The following is a 12,085-nucleotide window of genomic DNA, read 5'->3' on the forward strand; positions in this document are numbered from 1 at the left end:
AGGATGAACGAACTATTTGATGCGAAAGAATCGTTGTCTCTACAGGCGCGAGAAGAGTCGCTGTTTCAACGTTTGCCAGCGCTGATTGAAAATTCGAAAGCCAATAGCGAACATTACGCAGCGCATTTTTCTGAGTTAGATCCTACATTGGCAAACAATCGTGAAGGGCTTGCTCAGTTCCCGATTACACGTAAGTTCAATGTACCTAATCAGCAGCAACTTAAACCGCCGTTTGGTGGCTTAAATAGCGTTGCCATTGGTCAAATGGCACGTGTTTTTCAGTCTCCTGGGCCTTTATATGAGGCTCAAACGGATGAGGCCGATTTCTGGCGTATGGGGCGCGCGTTTCACGCAGCTGGGTTCTGTGCGGGTGATTTAGTGCACAACACGCTCTCTTACCATTTCTCTCCTGGCGGATTTATTATGGATGGTGGCGCAAGGGCTTGTGGCTGTGCGGTATTTCCGGCTGGAGTAGGCAATACCGAAGCGCAAATAGAGGCAATTAAACAGCTTCAACCTAATGGTTACACTGGTACACCTTCGTATTTGCTGACGTTGCTACAAAAGTATCAAGAGAAATACAATGAGCTGCCTAGCTTTGAGAAAGCTCTGGTCTCTGGTGAAGCGGTTACAGCAGACATGGAACAGATGTTTGAGGAAAAAGGCATTGCAGTCTTTCAAGCCTACGCAAGTGCAGAGCTTGGTTTGATTGCTTATCAAGTGTCTGGTGAACAAGGATTAGTGATTGCCGAAGATATTATTGTTGAAATCGTTGATCCTGATGGTGTTCCTGTACAACCGGGAGAAGTCGGTGAAGTCGTTGTAACGTCGCTCGATGAGAAGTTCCCGCTGATTCGCTACGCAACGGGAGATTTATCGGCATACCTAGAGACAAGTTCTGATTCTTCACGCACGAATGCACGAATTAAGGGCTGGATGGGACGAGCAGACTCCGCGGTGAAAGTAAAAGGGCTGTTTGTTTATCCGCATCAGATCCAAGAAGTCTGTCGTCGCCACGATATTAAAGGCTCCTTGAAAATTGAGCGCGATGGCTTCAACGATGCCATTACTTTCTGTTGTCATGATGTGCATGTATCAGCAGAGGACATTCAAGCAACACTCCAGTCTGTCACTAAACTGAAAGGCAATGTCCAGTTTGTACCGAACCAAGCGGAGCAGCCGTTAATCAATGATCTTCGCAGTTAACTCATTGGTGGCATAAGTGCAGTAGAAAGTGGTTGTCATAAAAAACTAACAACGTCAGACAAAAGGCTAGAAAAGGGATACCACATTGCGCTGCGTATCCCTTTATTTTTTACTACCGCAATCAGGGAGCGGGTAAATGAAACAGGCACCAATGATTAACACACAATTCTGGGATGATTTGTTTATCCGAGGCACTATGCCTTGGGATGCCCAATCGACACCTCAAGAACTCAAGGACTATCTCGACAATTCACTTCATGTAGGCCATTCAGTGTTTATTCCTGGGTGTGGTGCCGCTTATGAACTGAGCACTTTTATTCAATATGGGCATGACGTGATCGCGATGGATTACAGCCAAGAAGCGGTAAAAATGGCGCAATCAGCGTTAGGTAACTACAAAGATAAAGTCGTATTGGGTGATGTATTTAATGCCGATTTTTCTCAATCGTTTGATGTCATTTACGAGCGGGCCTTTCTCGCAGCACTACCGAGAGACATGTGGTCAGAATACTTTGCTATGGTGGATAAATTGCTGCCAAGAGACGGTTTGTTAATTGGTTATTTCGTTATAGATGATGATTACCACTCTCGCTTCCCTCCATTTTGTTTGCGAAGTGGGGAGTTGGCAGCTTTTCTGGAGCCCACGTTTGAACTTGTGAAGTCCTCAGTGGTGGCAAACAGTGTTGAGGTTTTTAAAGGCAGAGAGCAATGGATGGTGTGGCAGAAGTGTTAGTCGCTTTTAATATTTTTGAAGAAGTATTCGCGGAAACTTTCTGGTTCTTTGTGAATCGCTGATATATAAGTCTTCACTCTAAGCCTGATGGAATGCTCACATAGTTTGTCGGTTTGTGTGAAACATTAATTTCTCGTTGCTGGTTTTAAGTTGTTGAGATATCTCTAACAGCGGTTGAGTGGTTGAGTTTATTGCTGGTACGGGTTATGTGCTCAGAGCGTAAAGCGACAGATCAGCATCGATCCGAAAGGTAGTAGAACGTCTCTTACTGATCTGTCTATTTCATGCTTATACTATTTTAGGTTGACCATCTGATGCGGTGGCACCGCCGTCTACAGGTAGGTTTACGCCATTAATGAAAGATGCGTCATCACTTGCCAAGAAAGTCACGACAGACGCAATTTCTTCAGGTTCGGCTGCTCGGCCAAGCGCAATGCGCTCATTGAATTTATCGCGGATGTCCTGCGGCCAGCCGTTCGTCATGTTGGTTTTTACTAAGCTTGGGCATACGGCGTTAATTCTTACCCCGTCCGCACCATGGTCCAATGCCATCGCTCGGGTAAGGTTCACCACTGCGCCTTTACTCGCGCAATAGAATGCGGCACCCCAGTCGCCACCTAAACCGGAAACGGACGCGGTATTTACCATACAACCTTTCGTTTTCAAGAGTTCAGGTAACGCAAACTTCGCGCAATAAACAACACCATCAATGTTTACACCAGAGATTTTCTTCCAGTCTTCCACGCTACCTTCAATCACGGAACCAGGGACATGTACGCCAGCATTGTTTACTAAAATATCCAGTTTACCGAAACGGGTAACAACATCAGAAATCAGTGCTGCGACTTTTTCTGGGTCAGAAACATCAATAGAATGCGCAGACACACGCTGTTTATCAAAGCCCTCAACGGCGTTTGCCAACTGCTCTTCATTCCAATCGGCAAGAGCGACGTTTGCGCCTTCTTCATACAAACGTTTTGCGATGGCCAAACCAATGCCATTGGCAGAGCCAGTCACGAGTGCGACTTTATTTTTTAATCCTCTCATGCGATTTCTCCTTCGAAACTTACAAAAACGGGATCTTGATTTTTCTCTGTGCGCGGCAACATCAGTTTGTCGTTGTCGCTGTAATCTACGGGAATAGCCACCACTGCTGGTCCTTCAACATCCATGGCTTTATTCAATGTCGGTAGTAATTCGTGTTGACTAGTCACTGCGAAGCCTTTCGCGCCAAATGATTCGGCGTAGGCCTTGAAATCAATTGGTCCAAATTTCACACCAGAGCAGCGCTGATATTTGTTGACCTCTTGCATTTCTACCATGTTGTAGGCGTTATCAACCCACACAATATGGAGGATATTGCAGTTCAGTCTAACCGCGGTTTCTAACTCCATGCTCGATTGCATAAAACCGCCGTCTCCTGATATCGATACCACTTTGCTACCAGGTTTTAGTAGGCTGGCACCAATGGCCCATGGGAGTGCAACGCCCATTGTTTGTTGGCCGTTAGACACCAGCATTTGGCGAGCTCGAAAACAGCTCAAGTAACGAGCGATCCAGATGTGGAAGCTCCCCATATCAAGGCATAGCGTGGTATCCGGTGTGATGATAGATTGCATAGCTTTTATTAGTGCCAGTGGATGAAACCCTTGCTTGTTATAGACATTGGGATAGGTCTTGATCACTTGCCGTTGCAGTGCTACCTCTTCCAGTACTGAAAGTGCCGTTGGGGAAAGGCGAGCATATTCAGAGATATAGCTGCCCATCTTGTCTAATGACTGCGCAATGTTTCCGACGATTTCAACACAAGGTTGATAATTAAGTTGGTATTCTGCTGGTTCAATATCGAGGTGAATCACTGGGTTGCGGTGGCTGTTCCAAAGCTCAGGGTCATACTCTATTGGGCTAAAGCCGATGGTGAGAATTAAATCGGCGTCCCGCAGTAAAACATCGCCAGGTTGGTTATTAAACAAACCGACACGCCCAGCAAAGTGATGATAGTAATTGATGTCTACCGTGCCGGCGGCCTGGTAAGTGCCGACAACGGGTAGCTGCGTATTTTGAAGAAACCGAGCGATAGCAGCAGCGTTTTGACTGCGGCTCGCGTGAAGGCCAAGTAAAACCACACAGCGCTTTGCTTTACTGATTCGACTGACCGCTTCTTCGATTGCTGCGATGTCTGCGCAACCAGGCTGTGTGTAAGGCGAGGGGACAATAATGTCCGTTTGGGTTTGCTCGGATAAAACATCTTGGGGGAGACTCAAAAAGCAAGCCCCAGGACGACCTGACTCTGCGATACGAAATGCGTTCGCCATGATCTCGCTTGCGGCGTCCACATGCTGCACTTCAGCACTGAACTTGGTTATAGAGCGAAAAATACTGACGGTATCCATGCTCTGGTGTGTTTGTTTTTGCTGGTCAGTTCGTTTCACCGCACCACCGATAGCAATCAGCGGATCGCCTTCGGAGTTTGCTGTTGCCACCCCCGTAACTAGATTTCCACAGCCAGGGCCTGACGTAACCATTGTGACGCCTGCTTTGCCGGTTAGTCTTCCCATAACGCCCGCCATAAATGCGCCGTTAGCCTCGTGACGTACAGGAATCATTTGGATGCTAGTGTCTTCAATCGCATCGAACAGTCGATCGATTTTTGCACCGGGAATACCGAAAATGTACTTAATGCCGAGAGACTCTAGCTGTTGAGCGATCAACTGAGCTCCATTTTTATTTGAAGGTTTGGATTGCATTTGTTGTCCTTATTATTTGCCTGACTTTGTTACTTTTCCGCCTTTTCTATAGCGGTATTTATATCTTCCGGAGCCAAATTGGCGCTGAGAAAGTCTGTCGATACTGGGGTATCAATCACTAGCCGCGAGACTTTGCCAATCTGGAGAAATCCTGACGAAATGCTGTAATCCTGGATATGACCACCTCCTTGGCGGTCATCAGTAATAAAATGTTCGTGATAGCCGGGTACATTGATGCCAGTCGTATATTTAGGACTGCGAAAGCCGGCGACCACGCCTTGCTTATGCGTGAAGCGGAACGTTGGTTGTTCTTTGACCACTTCAAGCATTGGCCGATAAGGGCGTGTTTGTTTAGGTACGGTGCGAGTACGAACGGAATCGAAAACGCCATCAATGCGCACTGCGCAAAATAGGTTATCGCTTGGAACCATGTCGTCTATGAGGCTATGGACTTCATGACGTGACATGCGCGATGTCAGTGGCAGCTCGATATCAGGCTTAAAAAAAGTCATGACAGCAAAGGGCGTTTTTTGCGCCAGGTCTGCCGGGTTTGCGGAGCCATCCGACTTAAGTTGAAAAACTTCCTTATCAAACGCAATCAACTCACCATCCAATTCATTGAACGTACCTAAACCAAAATCCCCATGTTTCAGCAGTTCTTCTATGGTTGTCGAGCCTTCGTAAACACCAGCGATCAAAGCACTCATTAACGAAGTCTGATAAATCTCACCATCTCCGGTAACGTGATGGTATTCAGAAAATTCTTTCGCTACTTCAAGCGAACAAGCACATAGAGGGTTATAAAATCCACGCATGAGTAAGACCAGTTATGCAATGAAGGGTATATTTAGATTGACTTCTACACGGTGCTAAATCCAATATAAAAAAGATTTATTTTGATATGGAAAATATATGGAATTTCGCTACCTGAAGTATTTTGTCTCGGTCGCCGAGACTCGTCACTTTACCCGAGCAGCTGAACAGTTAGGGATTGCGCAACCTCCTTTGAGTCAACAAATCAAAAAGCTAGAGCACGAGCTTGGCGTGGACTTATTTAAGCGCTTGTCTAGAGGAGTAGAGCTGACCCGTGCAGGGCAAGTCTTTTATACGGATGCGGTAAATATTCTTGCTGATGTGGAACGCGCTAAAGCAAAAGCTCGTCAGATTGCTCGTGGTGAAAATACGCAGGTTAAAATTGGGTTCGCGACGTCAACATCAACCTGCATTAAGGTATTGGAGAGGATTGGGCGTATTCAAGAGAATGGGGTTCATTTACAGACGGCGGAACTGTCAATGCCAGAGCTTGCCACTCAGTTAAAAAGCAAACAACTTGATCTCGCAATCATGCGGCTACCCTGTTACGCCAGTGAGCCTTTTGAGCACAAGGTGTTGTTTAACGACCCGTTTGTCGCGGTGATTCCGGCGGGGCACGAACTGGCAAAATATCCCTGTATCCAGATGAAACAGTTGAGAGGTCATAAAATTTTACTGTTTCCACGAGAGACTGGACCCGCATTGTTTGATGGCATGAGCACACTTTTTGCCGATGCAGGAGTAAGGCTCGAACCACAGTTCGCAGCACCGCAACTTCGTACGACGATTGCCATGGCGCAGGCCGGGTTAGGTATTGCTCTCGTTCCGCGCTCACTGGCTGAACATCTCGATGATTCCGCGACAGTCGCCGAGATTGATGATATCCCTCTCATTAGTCGTGTTGTTGTTGCTTGGGAGGCGTCTAATCTCAATAAACAAGCGCTAAAAGTAGCCATGCACATCGGTCATGTTGAGGCTCTGCTTTAGGCCAAATCATTAGCTCAACACCGCTTGATCAAAAGGCTTCGTTTTATAAACGTATTTGTTCTTTGGTGATCCAAATACGATATACACTTAATAAGCTGTATCATATTTTCATTGTGATTTGTTTCACGTTAGAGCTGTTTAAATAGATATTATTTTATCAATATTTACTGTATGACCCATCAATAATCATAGAATTTTAAATTCCAGTTAGACTTGAATGTATTGAGAGAGTAAAAGTTAACTCAGTTTCATATGTCAGCCAGCTGGAAGGAATTGAAAGTGTTAGATACAAGTGTCCAAGAGACATTAATTAACGGCATTGAATTAGATATTGATATTACTCCGACTTTTTCACTTGCTGCTCAGCAAAACTCTTATCCAATAATTAAGTCTATCCGAGTGAGTTACCCTAAAAAAGAGGAACAAGAATCCCCCACATATCGGTCGCTTGTTCTTAAACTCGAAGGAGTTGAAGGCTGGCTAGATGAAACATCATGGCATATTGATCGCTTAGAGCCTGGTGAGGTAGTAAGTTTAAAAGTAAAAGAGTTACAGTTTCCCTTTGATAAGCTGTTTGGGTTAACTGAAGAAGTAAAACTATCTTTGTTTTTTAAATTGATGAGTGACGATGGGGAGGTACTCAAAGAGTGTAAAGTTCCTCTTGATGTTCTGCCTGCTGATTATTGGGGCGGAGAGATCCGTCAACCAGCTCTGTTAGGTGCATTTGTCAAGCCCAACGGTGTATATGTTGAATCTCTTATTCACAAGGTTACACAAGTTCTTGAAAAAGGTGGCTATGGGCGCTCTGTCGATGGCTATCAGTCGAATACACGTGAAAAGCCGTACCTAATGATCGCAGCTTTGTGGAACGTAATTTTTCAAGAAAAGCTAGCTTATGTAAGCCCGCCTAAGGGGTTTGCGAAATTGGGTCAGCGCGTTAGGCTGCCTTCTGATATTAGTAATTCCAGAATGGCGGCTTGTTTGGATTTGTCTGTGTTGTTTGCTAGTTGTATCGAAGCAATGGGTTTGAATCCTGTCGTGGCAATCACGGAAGGTCATGCTTTTGCGGGTGCTTGGCTTATTGATGAAAGATTACCTATCTTAACAAATGATGACCCTCAGGATGTAAGAAAACGGATAGATAACCGTGATCTAGTGTTGTTTGAAACGACTTTAGTTACTAGTGACTCTCCAATTACTTTTGAGCAGTCGAGAGAGCATGCTCGAGAATTGCTATCAGAAGAACATGAAAAACAGTTTGTGATGGTCATTGATATTGCTCAAGCGAGAGCGCAAGCGATAAAACCACTCTCAACCGTAGAAGCTACACGAGAAGAAAAAACGTCAGAAGATACTTCAGTTGAGCTGATGTTACCTGTTGTTCCACCTTTACCCCCTGTGCGAAAAGAAGAACAAGTTATAGAGGAAACTCCAGAAACTAGGATCGATACTTGGTCACGCAAGCTTCTTGATTTAACAAAGAAAAATAGCCTTCTTAACTTTAGTGACCGAGCCATTGCGATCAAATTATATTGTCCTGATATTGCTGCGATCGAAGATATGTTGGCAGATGGCGTAAAATTTAAGTTTCAGTCTGCACAGGAAAGTCCTTACTTTGACTCTGAGCGCGATAACGAATTGTTTCGTCTTCAGTCCGGGTCTGATCTCCATCGAAGCTACGCGTTCAATCAAATTCAGAATAAGATTCTGATTGCTAATCAGTCACCTAATCGATTAGAGCGAAACTCTATAGAGTTGTTCCGAAAAGCAAAAAATGATCTGGAAGAGGGTGGTTCGAATACGCTTTTTCTAGCGCTTGGCTTTTTGAAATGGAAAGAGAACCCAGAAGATACAAGAAGTTATAAAGCTCCTCTATTATTAATTCCCGTAAAGCTTACCCGTCGTAGTGCTCGTGCGTCTGTTTACGTCGAGCAACTTCAAGAAGAAGAACCAATTTTTAATCTTACTCTTATTGAGTTTCTGCAATCCGAGCATGATATCAACCTAAGTGAATTTCGAGATGAATTACCGATGGATGATAGTGGTATAGATGTACCATATGTATGGCACAGAGTAAGAGACGCCGTTAAGGAACAAGCTGGTTTTGAGTTAGTGGAAGAGCTAGTTTTAGGTTCTTTCTCTTTCGCTAAATATCTGATGTGGAAAGATCTTAAAGATCGGTTAGATGATCTCAAGGAAAATTTATTTGTTAAGCATTTAGTTGATAACCCTAAGGACCCATACCCCCAAGAGAGCTCGTTTATCGAACGAGAAGAAATTGATGAGAAATTAGATCCTGCCTCGATTTATACTCCTTTGAACTGCGACAGTTCTCAGTTGGTTGCAGTGGATGCTTCTGCTCGTGCACAAGATTTCGTTCTGGAAGGGCCTCCAGGAACCGGAAAGTCAGAGACTATCGCTAATATCATTGCTCATAATATCGGGCTCGGGCGAAAAGTACTCTTTGTCGCGGAGAAAATGGCTGCACTGAATGTGGTATATCGCCGTTTACAGAAAGTAGGTTTGGATCATCTTTGCTTGGAACTACATAGCAATAAAGCGAACAAACGAGCAGTTCTTGAACAATTAAATAAGGCATGGCAGAAAAGAGAGGGTTTAAGCTCTGAAGAATGGGAAGCGAATATTATAGAGCTCAAGTCGAGGAGAGATGAGCTTAACAATTATGTTCGTGCTTTACATGGAAAATCGGCATTTGGAATCTCAGCCAGAGACGCTATCTCTACCGTTGCATTAAATGGTGAAACCTTAAAAGTCAAGCTAGATTGGCTCCCTGACATAACAGCAGCTCCTATTTCTACAAAAGAGGATTTAGTTAGGATTAAAGAGTTAGTCGGGAGGCTAGCACTAGCATTCTCTGATATTAAGGGCTTGAACATCAACGCATTTATGCCAGTTTTTGCTACTGAGTGGTCGAATGTTTGGCAGTCTAATTTACTTGCTGTTATTGATGACTGGTTAAAAAACTACGATGTCTTAATAGATTGGACACAACAGGTTCAATCGAGTTTTTCGCTTACCTCGATACGCCAAACGCTTAAAAATGTTGAAGCACTAGAAAGTGCTTATGAGTTGGCAATGATCGCAACGTTTGAAGATATTGCATTCGCTGTAGATTCTGGTTCAAAAGAACGAATTGCAGCCATTCAAGAGTTGTCGGTATTAAAAGCAGATTACGACCAGCAGCTTAAAGACATATCGCATGGCGTGACTAGCGACAACTTGTCTAAGTTACCCACAGAGAGATGGCTACAATTGGCTGAAGAAGCTAAAACAAGTTGGTTTAAAGCAATATTTCGCAAGCGTAAGATAAATCGCGAAGCGAAAGAGTTTGGCCTGTCTCAAATTGAAGATTTGTTACTTCTTGAAAAAATTGCGACGGTTCAGAAGCTCAAGAGCTCAATAGAAGAACATATCAACATTATTGGGGACTACTCGGTCTGGAAAGGTTGGGATACGTCTCACGAAATATTAGAAAGCACTGCAGTAACAGGGAAAAAAACTCGTGAGATTGTATCTAACCTGGTTAGCTTGACTGATGAACCCTCTGAAACATTGATTGCGATAAGAAAATGGTTTGTAGATGGGAGAGAGTTTTTAGAAGAGTCGAAAGTATATTCAAGCCTAAATAACTTTTCCAAGGCGGTAAAAGAATTCAAAAACTCGAATTCGATTGTTGCGGAACTTGGAGTCAGTATACCCGAGCAAGCTGAACTTGAATCACTATATCGGAATTTTAATGATATAAAGACTCAGTCAAACAAGTTGAAAAACTGGTGTGAGTGGCAATCAGTCAAGCAGAAGGCGTATGACAATAAGCTTGATGTAATGGTTAAAGCTCTGGAATCAGGAGTAAGTAACCCTGAAGAGTTAAATGAGCAATTTCGAGTTGCTTTTTCTTATTGGCTCGCCCCACTTCTTATTGATGCTAGCGATGAGCTTCGAAAGTTCAAAGCTTCAACGCATGAACAAACAATAAAAGAGTTTCAAGTGGTAGACGAACGTGTTGCTAAGATTACAAGCGATTACGTGGTTGCACTTGCTTCGAAGAGTGCTCCTACACAACAATCTATGGAGCAGAGTTCGAAACAATTTGGTGTATTAGCTAAAGAGCTTCAGAAAAAAACTCGGCATATACCAATCCGAAGTTTGATTAGCGAGCTAGGTCATTCGTTATTGGATTTGTGTCCATGTTTAATGATGTCACCACTGTCCGTTGCTCAGTTTTTGCCCTCTGATTTCAGAGGATTTGACTTGGTTGTTTTTGATGAAGCATCACAAATGACCACTTGGGATTCTGTAGGTGCTATAGCGAGAGGGAAAAACGCAATCATTGTCGGTGATCCGAAACAGATGCCCCCAACAAACTTTTTCTCTGCTCGAGGGAATTCGGATGATCCAGATGAAGAAGATCTAGAGTCTATTCTTGACCAAGCGCTTGCTGCGAGGTTACCGCTTAAAAGGTTGATGGGGCATTATCGAAGTAGGCATGAAACCCTTATTGCTTTTTCAAATAATAAATATTATGAAAATTCATTAGTAACTTATCCTTCTTCAGAAACAAAAGATTCAGCAGTTTCTTTGCATCGAGTTAACGGAATTTATGCTAAAGGAGCGGGTCGCAACAATACGGCTGAAGCAAAAGCAGTCGTAAATGAAATTGTTCGAAGATTACTGGATAAATATGAACAAGATAAGTCTATAGGTGTAGTAACTTTAAATACTGATCAGCAAAGAACGATTGAAGATCTGTTAGACGACGCAAGAAGACAAAACCCTGCTATCGAAAAATACTTTCGAGAGGGGTCAGGAAGAGATCCTGTTTTTGTTAAGAACCTAGAGTCAGTTCAGGGTGATGAGAGAGACGTAATCATGCTCAGTCTCGCGTATGGTCCTACGGAGCCAGGAGCCAAAACGATGAGTATGAATTTTGGGCCACTCAATAAAAGCGGGGGAGAGCGCCGCTTAAATGTTGCGATTACTCGCGCAACCACGGAGGTTGTTGTCTTTAGTAGTTTTGACTCTTCAATGATTGATTTAAGCAGAACGAACTCGGTTGCCGTTGAGCACTTAAAACACTTCCTTGAATTTGCAGAAAAGGGGCCAATTGCTTTATCTGAGATTGCTTCTGCAGAGCATGGAGTCGATCAATTTGATAGTGATTTTGAAGAAGCGGTAGCTCAAGCTTTAAGAATTAAAGGTTGGAAAATACAAACACAAGTAGGAGTAAGTAAGTTTAGAGTTGATCTCGGAGTACTTCATCCAGACAAGCCTGGCAAGTACATAGCTGGTGTTGAGTGTGATGGGGCTACGTACCACTCTTCTCCTGCAGCCCGAGATAGAGATCGGGTAAGACAGATAGTTTTGGAAGGCCTAGGATGGAATATTGTTAGGTTATGGTCGACGGATTACTTTATTGATCCTGAATATGCAATTGAAAACATTGACTCAAAACTTAGAGAAATACTTGAAGTGGAAAGGGAGCGAGACATACTGCTAGAAGCAGAAGCAGAAGCAGAAGCAGAAGCAGAAGCAGAAGCAGAAGCAGAAGCAGAAGCAGAAGCAGAAGCAGAAGCAGAAG

7 protein-coding genes are annotated in these 12,085 nt (G+C 43.8%); 4 read left to right on the forward strand and 3 right to left on the reverse strand.

The window, feature by feature from the left end; genetic code table 11:
- The first annotated feature begins 3 nt into the window (after window positions 1–3).
- Together R7Z47_RS06140 and R7Z47_RS06145 are read left to right on the forward strand one after the other, a co-directional pair.
- Entirely contained in the window at window positions 4–1,206 is a 1,203-nt protein-coding gene (locus R7Z47_RS06140) for a phenylacetate--CoA ligase family protein (protein ID WP_033906431.1), read from the forward strand.
- Window positions 1,207–1,342: 136 nt separating this feature from the next.
- A complete protein-coding gene (locus tag R7Z47_RS06145; protein ID WP_167416114.1) occupies window positions 1,343–1,939 on the forward strand; it encodes a methyltransferase domain-containing protein in 597 nt (198 codons plus the stop codon).
- A gap of 288 nt (window positions 1,940–2,227) precedes the next feature.
- Here the strand turns inward: R7Z47_RS06145 and R7Z47_RS06150 are convergent, their stop codons facing one another.
- Genes R7Z47_RS06150 through budA form a run of 3 tightly spaced genes read right to left on the reverse strand, consistent with a single transcriptional unit; the run spans window position 2,228 to window position 5,501 of the window.
- Window positions 2,228–2,986, reverse strand: a complete 759-nt coding sequence (locus tag R7Z47_RS06150; protein ID WP_017820351.1) for an SDR family NAD(P)-dependent oxidoreductase — start codon at window positions 2,984–2,986, stop codon at window positions 2,228–2,230.
- Entirely contained in the window at window positions 2,983–4,686 is a 1,704-nt protein-coding gene (alsS, locus tag R7Z47_RS06155; protein WP_262607085.1) for an acetolactate synthase AlsS, read from the reverse strand. The genes R7Z47_RS06150 and alsS overlap by 4 nt, the downstream gene beginning before the upstream one ends.
- Window positions 4,687–4,715: 29 nt before the next feature.
- A complete protein-coding gene (budA, locus tag R7Z47_RS06160; RefSeq protein ID WP_005392587.1) occupies window positions 4,716–5,501 on the reverse strand; it encodes an acetolactate decarboxylase in 786 nt (261 codons plus the stop codon).
- A 97-nt stretch (window positions 5,502–5,598) separates the two neighbouring features.
- Here budA and R7Z47_RS06165 point away from each other — a divergent pair, with 97 nt between their 5' ends.
- Together R7Z47_RS06165 and R7Z47_RS06170 are read left to right on the forward strand one after the other, a co-directional pair.
- Complete coding sequence (locus tag R7Z47_RS06165; protein WP_262607084.1) at window positions 5,599–6,486, forward strand: LysR family transcriptional regulator; 888 nt, start codon at window positions 5,599–5,601, stop codon at window positions 6,484–6,486.
- 279 nt (window positions 6,487–6,765) lie between these two features.
- Window positions 6,766–12,085, forward strand: a 5,320-nt coding sequence (locus R7Z47_RS06170) for a DUF4011 domain-containing protein (protein WP_318129896.1), incomplete at its 3' end; no start/stop codon positions are given.

It is taken from the genome of Vibrio sp. 1641, assembly GCF_033339995.1.
Taxonomy (GTDB): Bacteria; Pseudomonadota; Gammaproteobacteria; order Enterobacterales; family Vibrionaceae; genus Vibrio; species Vibrio alginolyticus.